The organism is Streptomyces sp. NPDC044064, from assembly GCF_056434245.1.
Window position 1 is genome coordinate 42,500 of sequence record NZ_JBWKFN010000009.1, and the last position, 12,536, is coordinate 55,035.

Below are 12,536 nucleotides of genomic sequence, written 5' to 3' on the forward strand. Positions count from 1 at the left end.
AGTCGCGGCACCCCCCAAGATCTTCGACCCGGGAGGCTCGATGACCGGCCGTCGGCCCAGAACGCCGAACGCGGCGCTCGCCGTGCTCATCAACGGGCACGGCATGAGTCACAAGGGCCTCGCGTTCCGCGTCAACCAGTTGGCCGAGCGGGACGGAGCCGCCACGAAGTACAAACACACCAGTGTCGCCCGCTGGCTCGCCGGAGCAACGCCCAAGGACCCCGTGCCCCAGTACATCGCCACCGCGTTGAGCGAGCGGATCGGCAGGACGGTCACGGTGGAGGAGATCGGCATGGGCGCAGCTCCCGACGAAGCGCCACGCGGCTGGGACTTCCCGCGCGACCGCGAAGAGGCCATCGAGGGCGCGCGCGCTCACTGGAGCGCCGCCGACGGACCGGGCGGTGCGTTCGCCGCGTCCGGCTATGTCCTGCCCGTCACCCGCTGGCTCGCCGTCCCCGCCGACGCCGCCGACCCGGCGCCCGCGCCTGCTCCTGCGGACTCCGCCGAGTACGCGAGCAGCGGTCCCGGACGGTTGATCGGCGCGGAGGACCTGAAGGAGCTGACGGACGCGGCCGAGCAGGCCCGTGTGTGGGATGCCCAGTTCGGGGGCGCCAACTGGCGGCTGAGCTCGATCCGGCGCTGCCTGAATGAGCGGGCCCTCCCGCTGCTCGACGCCCGGCTCGGCGAGGCCACGGCCCGCGAGTTGTTCTCCATCACCGCGGAACTCTCCCGCGTCGCGGCCTGGGCGGCGTTCGACGCCGGGTACAGCGCGGCCGCCCAGCAGCACTTCGTGCAGGCTCTGCGTCTGGCCCGCGCCGGAGGCGACATCGAGATGGGCACCTACGTCCTGACCACCATGGCCCTGCACACCATCCTGGAGGGCGCGCCGGACCAGGCCCTCGACATGGCCCAGGGCGCATTCCACCGCGGCCGTCGGCACGCGTCCCGCCGGGTCCTGGCCTTCGCCAAACTCGCCGAGGCCCGCGCGCTGGCCCGGATGGGGGACACGACCGGGGCGAGCACTGCCCTGAGCCGGGCGGAATCCTGGCTCGACAAGATCAACCCCGGCGTCCGAGACGCCCCGCGGCTCTCCTACGTCACCCCCGGCCGGCTGGCCGCGGACGCCACCGAGATCTTCCGCGACCTGCGCAAGCCCAAGGCCGCCCTCGGCTGGAGCCGCCAAGCGGGAGACCTGTCCGACGTCCACCAGACGCGCGCCGTGGGCCTTCGTATGGCCGTCGCTGCCACGGCTGCCTGCCAGATGCGCGACCTCGACCAGGCACTTGACCACGGCGACCGGGCACTGGCGCTCCTGCAGCGGGTGGAGTCGGCCCGTGCCCGGACCTATCTCGAGGACCTGGCCACAGCGCTCGAGCCCTGGGCGGCCGAACCTCAAGCGAACGCCTTCCTGCAACGCCTGAAGGAGAACGCCTGAAGGAGCGCGAGTTGACCGCCGAGGCGGGAGCGGCACGATGAACGCAACCCCGCGCACCGAACCGTCCGGCCAGCGCGCGGATACGGCCCGAGGCCCGCCGCCGGCGCCGGACGGGCAGGACGGCCCCCGCGCCGCCCGGCCCATAGATTCGACGTCTGCCCGAAGGAACGCCGCCTTGCGCGGCGTCACGCCCTCCTCGTACCTCGTGAAAGAGCCAGCCCCTATGCCGCACGCCACCTCCCTGCCCCCGGACCTGCGCCAGTGGGTCACCCGTCACGTCGCCGGCATGGACACCGCCGACGTGACGGACGCCTCCTGGCCGCGCGGAGACTCCCGCGTCTGGCGCGTTCGCACGGACGACGGCGAGGTCTTCGTCAAGCTGTACCCCTCCACCGAGAAGTACGTGCGCGAGGTGAAGGGGTGCGAGCACGCGGCGCGGGCGCTCACTGACACCGAGGCGCCGCACCTGCTGGCCAGCGATCCTCAGCGGCCGGCGGTCGTGCTCTCCGCGCTCTCGGGCCGCGTCGTACGCGGACTGCCCCTGGAACAGGCCGAAGAGCAGCGGGTGCACCGCCTCGCCGGGGACCTGCTGCGCCGCTGGCACGACGCCGACGAGCCGATCAGCGACCGCGAGCACCAGCGCATCATGGAGTCGGTGACCGCGCAGGCCGACGAGGCCGCCGTGATCCTGGAACGCCTCGGCGACCAGCTCTCCTTCGCCGAGCAAGACCTCGTCCGCGACACGGCCCGTGACCTGCCCGACCTCGCACGCGCCCTTCCGCTGGCCTACCGGCACGGCGACTACTCCCCCCGCAACTGGCTCTGGGACGAGGCAGCGGGACATCATGGCCTGATCGACTTCGAGGAGTCCGCGCCCGGTCTCGCGATCGAGGACCTGGTCTGGTTGTGCGGCGCCGCATGGCCCACCCGCCCCGACCTGCGTGACGCCTTCCTCACCGGGTACGGCCGGCTGCTCTCACCGACCGAGCAGCGCGCGCTCGTACTGCTCACCGCCCGCCTGGGTGTCTCCTACCTCAGCACCGGCCTGACCAAGACCGACACCGTCCTCATCGACCGCGGCCGCACCGTCCTTGAGCACATGGTCCGCGCCCCCCGCTGACACACCCACCCCGGGCGCCGCACCGCCGCCCGGGCCCGCCGCCTGCCCGCCCACCACCACGTCCGGAGACGCGCGTGATACCTGCCCACGAGACCGGCCCCCATCAGCCCTTACCTGCCGGCGCCAGACCCTCCGAGCAGGACAGCCCTTCCTCGATCGGGCCGGGCCCGGCGACGGCCGTGCGCCTGGACGTCGGGATCGACGACGTCCGCGCGCTCATGACGACCGCCTGCACCCGGGCTGGCGTTCCCGGCCCGGGGATCGACCGCGTCGTCGAGCACTACCTCGACGGCGAACTGCGAGGGAAGCCGTCGCACGGCCTGGCCAAGTTCGCCTTCGAGTCGCAGTTCTTCTCCCACCGCATCGGGCCGCCCCGCATCAAGCACGAGCGCGGCGCCATGGCGGTCGTGGACGGCCGCCGCGAAGTCGGGCCGCTCAGCGCCGACTTCGCCGTCCGTCTCGCCGCCCGCAAGGCGCGCCGGCTCGGCGTGGGCGTCGTCGGCATGGTCAACTGCCAGCGCTACGGCATCCTCGCGTCGTGGAGTGAGCAGATCGCCGAGCGGGGCCTGGTCGGCCTGGTGGCGAACACCTCCCGCCCGGAGGCCACGGTGCACGGCGCCCGAACCCCCTTCCTCGGCGTCAACCCGGTCAGCTTCGCCTTCCCGACCAGCGACGGCACGGCCAGCGCGGACATGTCGACCACGCTGGCCCCCATGGGCGTGCTCTGGGAGGCGCGGCGCACGGGCTCCCCGCTGCCTACGGACTGCTTCGTCGACGAGGACGGCGCGTTCACCGACGACCCCGACGCCGCCCGCGCAGCGATGGTCTTCGGCGAGCATCGCGGCTTCGCCCTCTCCCTGCTCATCCAGATCCTCACCGGCTCGCTCTTCGGCTTCCCCATGGGCGATGGCGTGGACTCCACCTGGTCAACCGGCTATATGTTCATCGCCCTTGACCCGACCTTCGCCGGACAGGGCGACGGTCACCTGGCGGCCAACGACGAGCTCGTCGGAGCGATCCGGCAGGCCGCGACGCGCGAGGGCGGGTCCGTACGCCTGCCCGGCCAGGAGGGAAAAGACCGCGCGGCGCGCGCCCGGAAGACCGGGCGCCTCGCACTCGACGAAGCCCTTTACCAGCGGCTGCAGGCCCGCGCGGCCGGCGACTTCACCTCCGACTGATCATCCCCGCGATCCTCTCGACGTCTGGAGTGCGCGATGCGCTTTCACTGGTTCCTGCCCACCGCCAGCGACGGCCGGTCCCTGACCGTCGGCACCCGCGGTACCCACGGCCCGGAGGCCGCCGGTGACGATGACGCCCTCGTCACTGCGGACCGGTTCCGGGCCCCGACGATCGGCTACCTGACGCAGATCGCCCAGGCCGCCGAGGCGAACGGCTTCGAGGCCGTCCTCACCCCCACCGGAACGTGGTGCGAGGACGCCTGGCTCACCTGCGCCGCGCTCGCGCAGGAGACCGAACGGCTGAAGTTCCTGGTCGCCTTCCGCCCCGGCTTGATCACTCCCACCCTGGCGGCGCAGCAGGCCAGCACCCTCCAGCGCATGTCCGCTGGCAGGCTGCTGCTCAACGTCGTCACCGGGGGCGAACGCGACGAGCAGGCCCGCTTTGGCGACCACCTGGTCAAGGCCGACCGCTACGCGCGCACCGACGAGTTCCTCACCGTGCTGCGCGGCGCTTGGGGCGGCGATCCCTTCACCTTCAAGGGCGAGCACTACGACGTCGTCGGCGCGACGGTCCTCGCCCCGCCCGACCCGCTGCCGCGCCTGTACTTTGGCGGGTCCTCGCCGGAGGCAGGGCCGGTCGCGGCCCGCCACACGGACACCTACCTCACCTGGGGCGAACCGCCCGACCAGGTCTCCCAGAAGCTGTCCTGGGTCCGCGAACTCGCCCGTCAGCAGGGGCGGCAGGTGCGGTTCGGGATCCGCTTCCACGTCGTGACCCGCGATACCAGCGCGGAAGCCTGGGCCACGGCCGAGCGCCTCCTCGTCGGTCTCGACCCCTCCCACGTCGAGCGGGTCCAGAACCTGCTGGCGGCCAGCGAGTCGACCGGCCAGGCACGGATGAGCGCCCTGCACGAACGGTTCCGCCACGGCTCGTGGAGGCCGTCCGACCTGGAGATCTACCCCAACGTCTGGGCCGGGGTGGGGCTGCTGCGCGGCGGCGCCGGAACGGCCTTGGTCGGCAGTCACACCGAGGTCGCCGACCGGATCGCCGAGTACGCGGCCCTGGGCATCGACGAGTTCATCCTGTCCGGCTTCCCGCACCTGGAGGAGGCGTACATGGTCGGCGAAGGCGTCCTGCCCGAGCTGCGCCGCCGCCACCTCGCGCCGGAGATGCGCCGATGAGGCCCGCGCCCCACCACCTCGGTACGCCGACGCGGAAGGAGAGGACATGAAGAACGTGCTGGTGATCGGCGTCGGTCCGCACGCCCGCCGCTCCCATCTGCCCCCCTTGGCCGCCGGACAGCGTGACGGCCTGGTCGGCACGGTCTGCGGGGTAGACGTCCTCGGCGCCGCTAGCGTCCTGACTGTCTTCGACGGCGACGACGGACCGCGCGACCTGCCGGTGACCCCCATCGTGCCGTTCCCCGCCGGGGATCAGACGCTGCCGGACGCCGTGCGCCGGACCCTGGACGGCCTCGTGGCCCGTCGCGGCATCGACGCGGTGGTCGTGGCCACCGAGCCCGCCTTCCACATGGTCTACGCCCGCTGGGCGCTCGAGCGGGGCCTGAGCGTCCTGCTGGACAAGCCGCTGGGCGTGCGCGCCAACGCCTCCACCGACCCGGCGCAGGCCAGCGCGATCCTCACCGACGTCGACGACCTCCTCGCCCGCTACGACCGCGCGCGCCGGCACCACCCGGAGGTCATGGTGAGCGTGCAGTCCCAGCGCCGCTACCACCCGGCGTTCTGGCAGCTGCGCGCCCTCATCACCGAGGTCGCCGAGGCGACCGGCTGCCCGGTCACCTCCGTGCAGTCCTTCCACAGCGACGGCCAGTGGCGCCTGCCCGACGAACTGCTCGACCTCGGCTACCACGGCTACGAGCGTGGCTACGGCAAGTGCGCCCACAGCGGCTACCACTTCTTCGACATCATCCCGTGGCTGCTGGGCGCGGGTGACGCCAGCGGCAAGATTGCCGACGCGGTGCGCGTCCATGCCGAGGTCACCCGGCCCGCCGACCTCCTGGCGCAGCTGAACGTCGACGACTACGAGCGGCTCTTCGACGGCTTCGCCGCCCGCAACCCGTACACCGAGGCCGAGCTGCGCGCCGGCCTTCACGGCTTCGGCGAGGTGGACGCGGGCATCTCGATGGCGTTCACCAGCGCCGGACGCACGCTCACCCTCGCCACCCTCAACCTGTTCCACAACGGGTTCTCCCAGCGGGGGAATCTCGCCCCCGCCGCCTCGCTCTACAAGGGCAACGGTCGCGTACGGCAGGAGACGCACATCATCCAGCAGGGCCCCTTCCAGGCCCTGCACCTGCACTCCCTGCAGACCCTGGAGGACGACTCCGCCGCCGACCGCTACGCGGTCGGCGGGGACCGGCACATCGAGGTGCACGTCTTCCGCAACAACCGCTTCCGGCCCGGCTGGAAGCCGTACACCCGCCTCGGCCACGACGACCTCACCACCACCGCGGACGGCCAACTCGCGGCGCCGACCCAGCAGTCCTCACGACGGCGCAGCATGCACGAGTTCCTCCTCTACCTCAACGGGCGCCGTGTGCGCCACCAGATGCGCTCGGACCTCACCACCCACCGCACGGCTGCCGCCTTGATGGCCGGCACCTACCTGTCGATGGCCCACCGGTTCAGCGGTTCCTCTTCCGAGGCCACGCTGAGTCTGACGCCGACGCTCGCCGCGGTCCCCACGCCGGTGAGGGGCCGGGAGGTGATCGTGCGGTGACCGCCTCCACCACGCTGCCTCTGCCGTCCCCGGCCGACCTGCTCGGCGAGGAGCTGCCCCGTATGCTCGCCGACTGCCGCCCTCACACAGGCGTTCCCTTCGCGATCGAGCGGGTCAGTGGCGGCAACGTCGCCCACGTCTTCTCCGTACGCGGCCCCGACGGCCGCGTGATCATCAAGGTCCGCCGGGAGCAGTTCGCCCGCGTCCCGTCCCTGCGTGCCGACCCGGCGCTCATCGGCGACGAACGCCGGCTGCTGGAGCTCTACCACTCCGCCGCGCCCGACGTCTTCCCTCGTGTTCTCGCCTTCCACGACGACACACACACGATGGTGCTCAGCGACGTGTTCCCCGACGGCCGCACCTACCACCGGCACCTGAGCGAGCGATCCGCCACCGCGGGTGAGATGGCCCGCCTGGGCCGCACGCTGCGCCATGTCCACCAGGCCACCCGCGACGCACGCCCACCCAAGCGGCAGAAACCCGACCCACGATTCCCCGCCTACCAGCGGGACTTCGCCCTGCGCTCCCTGAGGCACCCCGCGCTGGACGCGGCCTGCGCGGAGATGGCTGGCCGCGCCGAGCGCCAGCTCGTCCTGGGGGACTTGGCGCCGAAGAACATCAGCATCACCGACGCGCGGATCGGCCTGTGCGACCTCGACAACGCCCATTACGGCTGGCCGCTCTACGACCTCGGCTACTTTGCCGGACACCTCCTGATCCACCACCTCGCCCGGCCGCACGAACTTCCCGCGCTGGTCACAGCGCTACTCATGGGCTACGAGGGCAAGCAGGCCCTCACAGGGCCGGATGCCGTGCTGACTGCCACGGTGGCTGCCGGCGTCGTCCTCTACCGCCTCGGCGGTGGCATCGTCCCCTACGCGCTCGGTCAACCGGCCGAGCTCGCCGACCGCTTCCGCGAGCGGACGCTCACCCTGCTCGACCACGGGCCACTCACCCTCCAGGACCTCGTCCGCGCCGCCCAACCCGGGACGGTCCCCGTATGACGACGCCCACCGCGCCTGCCCGCAGCGATGAAGACCGGGAAGCGGCCCAGGTGCTTCGCGCCCACGGCTACGACGTCCCGGACGTCCAGGCCCTCGCCGTGGACCAGCGCGCCTTCGCGATCCGTGCCACCGACCGGGACCTCCCGCTCGCGCCCGGCGCCCACCTACGCAGCCGGTACGTGGACCTGGGCGCGGGGAACTTCACCAACGTCCACACGCTCACCCTCGACCTCGCAGCCGTCCGGGCCGAGGTGCACTCCCGACCCGACACCTTCCACCTGCCCGAGCTCGTGTCCGGCAGCGCCCTGGCGGCCATGAGCGGCTCATTCGCGTTCATCTCCGACGATCCCACCTACCAGCCTGCCGAACCGTGCCTGGACTTCTGCTGCCGCAACGGCACCGTGATCAGCGCGCCGACCGTCGACAAGCCCGCGCTTCTCGTGCGCGACGGCCAGCCCGTCATCGCGCCCCTCCCGGCGCGCGGGACGCTTACCCTCGACGGCCGCCCCTACCGGTGGGTCGGCTCCAAGGCACCCGCCACGCCTGCGGGTCCGGCCGCGCCCCTGTTCGTGTACGGCGCCGCGAACTGCGAGATCCGCTACCGCGACCACCCTCGTACCGGTTTCCTGCGCCATGTCGACCGGTCGTCCAACGTCACCCCCCTGTCCGATTCCGTGGTCGACTACGTGATGGCCGGCAGTCCGGAGCGCGGGTTGCGGGTGAGCCAGATCCGACCGGGGGGCGGCAGCGACCTCTTCACTGGCAGCTTCATCCTGCGCGCGGACCGGCCCGTGACGGATGTGGCCCTCGGCGCACCCGTGGAGATCACCGAGATCGCCGGCCACGAAGCGAGCGTGCTCGAATCGGGAATCTCCCTGGGACCGAGCGTCGCTGACGCCGCGAACGGGCACACCGCCGCCTACGACGCCTCCCTGGGCAAATCCCCGTTCCAAGACGCCCGGCACGCCCGAACGTTGATCGCCCTGCACGACGGCCGGCTGGTGCTGCAGATCCTCGACGGCGCTCCCCACACGGACACCTTCCGCGGCGCCACCCCGCGCGAGACCGCCGAACTCTGCGCGGCCGGCGGCCTCGACCCCCACCACGTCTACCACCTCGACGGCGGCGCCTCCTCGAAGATCGCCTACCGGCACGCAGGGTGTACCGGCGTGGTCGGCAGCATGCACTACTTGCGATGGCCAGCCGACACCACGGAACCGTTCCGCTGGCAGGGAGTGCAGGGCCGAGCCCTGCACAGCGCCCTCATCCTCAAGCCCCGCTCCTGAAAGGCCGGCCCACCCGTGACCGACGTCCTGATCGTCGTCGCCCACCCCGACGACGCCGAAATCGCAATGGGCATGCGCATACGCGACCACGCCCTCACCGGCGACCACGTACGGGTCCACTGCCTCAGCCCCGGCGCACCCACCCTGGAGGGCGCCGAACAGCGCCGCTCCGAGTGCCTGGCCGCCGGCGCGCTCCTCGGAGTCGCGCAGTACACCTTCTCCCGAATCCCCGACAACGAGTTCGTGGAACGCCGCGTGGAGATCAACCGGGAGCTCTTCCACGTCTTCGGCGAGCGACGCCCCGGCATCGTTTACACCCACTTCCCCGGTGACCAGCACCTCGACCACCGCATCACGGCAGACGAGGTCACCACCGTGGCACTGCGCGAAGCCGACAACCTGTGCTACTTCCGCTCCCCCTACAGCCATACCTTCGAACCCACCGAGGTCTTCGTCGGCACCCCGGCGCTCTTGAAGAACAAGGTCGAAGCTCTCCAGTGCTTCGCGTCGCAGAAGCAGCTCGACATGGACACCTTCATGACGCTGGCCACCGTGACGCACCGCCAGCACGTCCACCACCGCGTGGTCGAGCGGTTTCCCGCGGGGCACACCTGTGCGGAGCTGTTCCGCACGGCGCGCACGATCCGGTTCGCGGCGCACGCCGAGCAGGAGAACTCGATCTCGTGAGCGTCCTCGGGATCCCCGCGCCGGCTGTCGCGTCCCTCCGCGGGCCACGCACCTCGTGGGAAGACCTTCCGCTCCAGACGCGACGCGGAGTGGAGGGTTTGGTGGGCCGGGTGCACAGCGCCAGGACGATTTCCGTGGGCAGGAACGCCCATCTGGCCTGTGTACTGTGCACCTCGCAGGGCGCCCTATTCGCCAAAGGGGTTCCGAGTAACCACAGAGGCGTGGGCGGTCAACCGGCTGAGCTGTGCTCGCTCTGCGGCCCCCGGGGGAGCCAGTGCACGGTGTTGTCGTGGAAGGAAGCGTGGATCGGCACGAGGTCTGAGCCACTGGTGTCATCGAGGGCCGTGACGTTGATACCGGTCTCCGGGATGTCGCTGTCGATCGCCGCGATTCGGCTGCCGCAGGCCGGGCAGAAGCCGCGCTTCGCCTCGCCCGGGAAGGTCTCGTACCAGGTCAGCTTGCATTCCCCGGTCCAGGTGACCGTTTTGAAGCCCACCCACCACATCACAGGGGTCCCGCCGAGTTTCTGGCAGTGTTCGCATTCACATGTGCGGGGGGGGAAGACGGCCGGACCTTGAGCGATGAAGCGGACACGGCCGCACAGACAGCCGCCGGTACGCTCCTGTGCCTCTCCAGCTCCTTGGACCTCGGCGGTGGGGGTGGCGTTCATCAGGTGATCTCCCGATCTTGGTTCTGGGGGTCAGTAGTCGCCGCCGCTGGCCAGGCGTCTGACCTGCGGGTCTGTCACGTGGTGTGCGCAGTGAGCTGCCGAGCGAGGCTGCCGGCCTGCTCGAGGAGACGCAACAAGTCGTTTTGGACGGTGACAAGTTCGTCGATGCGGCGGCTCAGCTCGGTGTACTCGGCGGTCGGCATGCAGGCTGGCACATCCGTCTGGCCCGGGGCGCCAGCTACAGCAGGCAGGGGGTTGGCGACGAAGGATCCCCGGCCGTGTTCGGTGTGGACGAGACCTTCGTCCCGCAGGACCCTCACCGCCGACCGCGCGGTCATGTTGGCGATGCCGTAGTGCTTCTCCAGAACCCGCGAGGGTGGAACCCGGTCGCCGGGTTTGAGCCTGCCGGAGAGGAGCTGTCGCCGCAGGTCGGCGGCCGCCAGCTGGTAGGGGGGCGCGAAGGACTGCTGTGGCAGGCGGCGTGGCGTGTCGTTCCATACGGGGCTGTCAGCCGCGGGCAGGTCACTCGTCATGACGGGTCCTCGCCGCAGGCGGTCCGTCGGGGACGGTGGATCTGGCTCTGCACCAGCCGAATCTCCTTCTCGCCGTAGGCGGTGCGTGCGCCTGACTTTGAGGTGTAGCCAGCGGCCCGGGCGAGTTCGTCGAGGGGGTAGCGGCGGGCAGGCTGGAATTCCCGGGCGTATGCGAGGAGTCGGCGGATGCGTTTGTCGGCGGCCTCCTTCTGTGCCCGTGCCTGTTCGAGGGCGAGGATGAGGGGATCGCCCTCGCCGCCGAGGGCAGCGGCTTCCAGGCTGTCGGCGTATTCCTTGCGCTGACGCTCGGCCTCCTCTTGGGCGTCACTGAGGCAGTCGTCGGGGGTCACGCTCCCCGGCTCGGGCATCGGGTGCAGTACGGCGGCGAGTTCCAGGATCGGATGCATGATGCGACTATCGCACGATCGTACGATGAGCGCACGTCTTAGTTTCGGTGGTGTTCGCTCACGCGTGGTCACTCGGGTGGCCCTGCTGGCCTGGCTGGGGAACGGGCAGCAGCCAGTAGGCGGTGTCCCTCTTGCCCTCCAGCGCGGCGAGCAGGACGTCCTCGGACAGTTGTAGGGCGGGGGCGCAGCGCAGGAGCTGGGAAGGGGTGACGGGAGCGCCGTCGAGCCAGGCGGCGATGAGGGATTCGGGCAGGATCGCCTGCTCGGCGAGCTGACCGGGGGTGATGCCGAGGCGTCGGATGCGGTGGCGCAGGAAGCCAGCGGTGGTGAGGTCCCGTACGAGTTCCTGCAGGCGGGCGGGCAGGACGTCGTAGAGCCCGCGATCCAGGGGCGGCGAGGTAGGGGCGCCCCTCAGCCTCAGCGAGCTGGTGCTGGTCGACGTCCTCCGGGACGCAGACGAGCGGCTGGCAGCCCGCTAGCCAGTCCGGCCGCAGCCGGGCTCCGGCGCAGGCGCGGTGGCGTGCGGCGGGCCCGCGAGCAGGGCTGCCCGCCTCAACTCCCCCGTGGCGGGCAGCTCGTGCCTTCGATGTGCAGAGTTCAGGGTCGGCGGCGGCGCACTGTAGGCGTCCTGGGCCGCTGGACGACACCGGCTGGCGCCGGCGGCGGGATTCGAACCCGCGTTACCCGCTTGAGAGGCGAAGTAGCCGCAGCCTGCGCACCTGCACAGCATGGACACTAACGGGCATCACGGCCGCGAGGCACGCGAGTTTTCCGGGCGCCGGGCTTGCCCCGGCTTGCCGAGGCCGGGGCGTGGGCCTGCGGGGGTCAGGAATCCGGGAGCCGGTCGAGGAAGCCGAGGACGGAGGTGATCCGGCCGTCGCCGGTCAGGGTGACCACGTCCGAGCCGGCGACCGGCGCGGAGCCGTCGGTGGTGGACACCAGCTCCCAGCTGAAGCGGGCGATGTGATGGTTGCCGTCCACGTCACCGGCCAGCCTGAACTCGAAGCCGGGGAACTGCTCGTGTGCCGCCTGGATGACTGCGGTGATCTGTTCGTGGCCGCGCACGTCGGCCAGCGGGTCGGTGTAGCTGCCGTCCTCGGACCAGGCGGCGGCGACCGCCTTGGCGAGCGTGTCGGCGTCGGTGGCGTTCCACGCCTCGAAGTAGCGGGCGACGGCGGCAGCGTAGATCGACATGGCGGGACTCCCGTTCACGGTGACGTGGCTTGTCAGTCAGGTCAGTTGGGCCGGTTTTCGAGCCGGAGTGCGCCGGCCCGAAACCGATGGCTTCACCATGCCGCGTCCCGCCCGGCCCCGCGATTACCGCACAGGTAATGAGGCCCTGGCCTCCCTGAAGCGGTGTTCGCTAGCACCAGCGTGTCAGCGGTGCGGGTGACGTCTCCTTGTAATCGGGCATGCCGGTCGGGGGGTGTGCCAGAGTGATCGCTGGGAGCAGGCAGGCGGCGGGGAGGGCGGCGG

At 71.3% G+C, this 12,536-nt stretch carries 13 protein-coding genes; 9 read left to right on the forward strand and 4 right to left on the reverse strand.

All coding sequences use genetic code 11. The annotated features are described in order from the left end of the window. The first annotated feature begins 40 nt into the window (after positions 1-40). The 8 genes from AC07DS_RS16405 (at position 41) to AC07DS_RS16440 (ending at position 9,450) form a co-directional block, all read left to right on the forward strand. Positions 41-1,435, forward strand: coding sequence for a sporulation associated protein (locus AC07DS_RS16405; protein ID WP_479145871.1), 1,395 nt, complete (start codon positions 41-43; stop codon positions 1,433-1,435). Positions 1,436-1,658: 223 nt separating this feature from the next. Further along, on the forward strand, positions 1,659-2,555 hold the full coding sequence (locus tag AC07DS_RS16410) for an aminoglycoside phosphotransferase family protein (protein ID WP_479145872.1): 897 nt from the start codon (positions 1,659-1,661) through the stop codon (positions 2,553-2,555). A 74-nt stretch (positions 2,556-2,629) separates the two neighbouring features. Further along, positions 2,630-3,733, forward strand: a complete 1,104-nt coding sequence (locus AC07DS_RS16415) for an Ldh family oxidoreductase (RefSeq protein WP_479145874.1) — start codon at positions 2,630-2,632, stop codon at positions 3,731-3,733. A 36-nt stretch (positions 3,734-3,769) separates the two neighbouring features. Continuing rightward, positions 3,770-4,915, forward strand: coding sequence for an LLM class flavin-dependent oxidoreductase (locus AC07DS_RS16420; protein ID WP_479145875.1), 1,146 nt, complete (start codon positions 3,770-3,772; stop codon positions 4,913-4,915). A gap of 46 nt (positions 4,916-4,961) precedes the next feature. Beyond that, on the forward strand, positions 4,962-6,473 hold the full coding sequence (locus tag AC07DS_RS16425; protein WP_479145877.1) for a Gfo/Idh/MocA family oxidoreductase: 1,512 nt from the start codon (positions 4,962-4,964) through the stop codon (positions 6,471-6,473). Beyond that, a complete protein-coding gene (locus tag AC07DS_RS16430) occupies positions 6,470-7,477 on the forward strand; it encodes a phosphotransferase (RefSeq protein ID WP_479145878.1) in 1,008 nt (335 codons plus the stop codon). Before AC07DS_RS16425 ends, AC07DS_RS16430 begins: the two co-directional genes overlap by 4 nt. Next, positions 7,474-8,763, forward strand: a complete 1,290-nt coding sequence (locus AC07DS_RS16435; protein WP_479145879.1) for a phosphodiester glycosidase family protein — start codon at positions 7,474-7,476, stop codon at positions 8,761-8,763. Before AC07DS_RS16430 ends, AC07DS_RS16435 begins: the two co-directional genes overlap by 4 nt. Before the next feature lie 15 nt (positions 8,764-8,778). After that, a complete protein-coding gene (locus tag AC07DS_RS16440) occupies positions 8,779-9,450 on the forward strand; it encodes a PIG-L deacetylase family protein (RefSeq protein WP_479145880.1) in 672 nt (223 codons plus the stop codon). Between the two features lie 229 nt (positions 9,451-9,679). Here the strand turns inward: AC07DS_RS16440 and AC07DS_RS16445 are convergent, their stop codons facing one another. From AC07DS_RS16445 to AC07DS_RS16455, 3 genes are all read right to left on the reverse strand, one after another. Further along, the gene (locus tag AC07DS_RS16445) at positions 9,680-10,120 is read right to left on the reverse strand and encodes a GFA family protein (RefSeq protein ID WP_479145882.1); all 441 of its coding nucleotides are present in this window, start codon (positions 10,118-10,120) and stop codon (positions 9,680-9,682) included. Between the two features lie 74 nt (positions 10,121-10,194). Next, a complete protein-coding gene (locus AC07DS_RS16450) occupies positions 10,195-10,653 on the reverse strand; it encodes a GntR family transcriptional regulator (protein WP_479145883.1) in 459 nt (152 codons plus the stop codon). Then, positions 10,650-11,060, reverse strand: coding sequence for a hypothetical protein (locus AC07DS_RS16455; RefSeq protein WP_479145885.1), 411 nt, complete (start codon positions 11,058-11,060; stop codon positions 10,650-10,652). The genes AC07DS_RS16450 and AC07DS_RS16455 overlap by 4 nt, the downstream gene beginning before the upstream one ends. A 25-nt stretch (positions 11,061-11,085) precedes the next feature. Here AC07DS_RS16455 and AC07DS_RS16460 point away from each other — a divergent pair, with 25 nt between their 5' ends. Next, the gene (locus AC07DS_RS16460; protein WP_479145886.1) at positions 11,086-11,235 is read left to right on the forward strand and encodes a hypothetical protein; all 150 of its coding nucleotides are present in this window, start codon (positions 11,086-11,088) and stop codon (positions 11,233-11,235) included. Positions 11,236-11,885: 650 nt separating this feature from the next. Here AC07DS_RS16460 and AC07DS_RS16465 read toward each other — a convergent pair. Continuing rightward, the gene (locus AC07DS_RS16465) at positions 11,886-12,254 is read right to left on the reverse strand and encodes a nuclear transport factor 2 family protein (RefSeq protein WP_479145888.1); all 369 of its coding nucleotides are present in this window, start codon (positions 12,252-12,254) and stop codon (positions 11,886-11,888) included. Positions 12,255-12,536: the final 282 nt, after the last annotated feature.

Excerpts from the sequence above, each read along its gene's own strand:
- AC07DS_RS16405 (WP_479145871.1), top strand. The coding sequence starts at position 41 with ATGACCGGCCGTCGGCCCAGAACGCCGAACGCGGCGCTCGCCGTGCTC.
- AC07DS_RS16410 (WP_479145872.1), top strand. The coding sequence starts at position 1,659 with ATGCCGCACGCCACCTCCCTGCCCCCGGACCTGCGCCAGTGGGTCACC.
- AC07DS_RS16420 (WP_479145875.1), top strand. The coding sequence starts at position 3,770 with ATGCGCTTTCACTGGTTCCTGCCCACCGCCAGCGACGGCCGGTCCCTG.
- AC07DS_RS16425 (WP_479145877.1), top strand. The coding sequence starts at position 4,962 with ATGAAGAACGTGCTGGTGATCGGCGTCGGTCCGCACGCCCGCCGCTCC.
- AC07DS_RS16435 (WP_479145879.1), top strand. The coding sequence starts at position 7,474 with ATGACGACGCCCACCGCGCCTGCCCGCAGCGATGAAGACCGGGAAGCG.
- AC07DS_RS16445 (WP_479145882.1), bottom strand. The coding sequence starts at position 10,120 with ATGAACGCCACCCCCACCGCCGAGGTCCAAGGAGCTGGAGAGGCACAG.
- AC07DS_RS16450 (WP_479145883.1), bottom strand. The coding sequence starts at position 10,653 with ATGACGAGTGACCTGCCCGCGGCTGACAGCCCCGTATGGAACGACACG.
- AC07DS_RS16455 (WP_479145885.1), bottom strand. The coding sequence starts at position 11,060 with ATGCATCCGATCCTGGAACTCGCCGCCGTACTGCACCCGATGCCCGAG.
- AC07DS_RS16460 (WP_479145886.1), top strand. The coding sequence starts at position 11,086 with ATGAGCGCACGTCTTAGTTTCGGTGGTGTTCGCTCACGCGTGGTCACT.
- AC07DS_RS16465 (WP_479145888.1), bottom strand. The coding sequence starts at position 12,254 with ATGTCGATCTACGCTGCCGCCGTCGCCCGCTACTTCGAGGCGTGGAAC.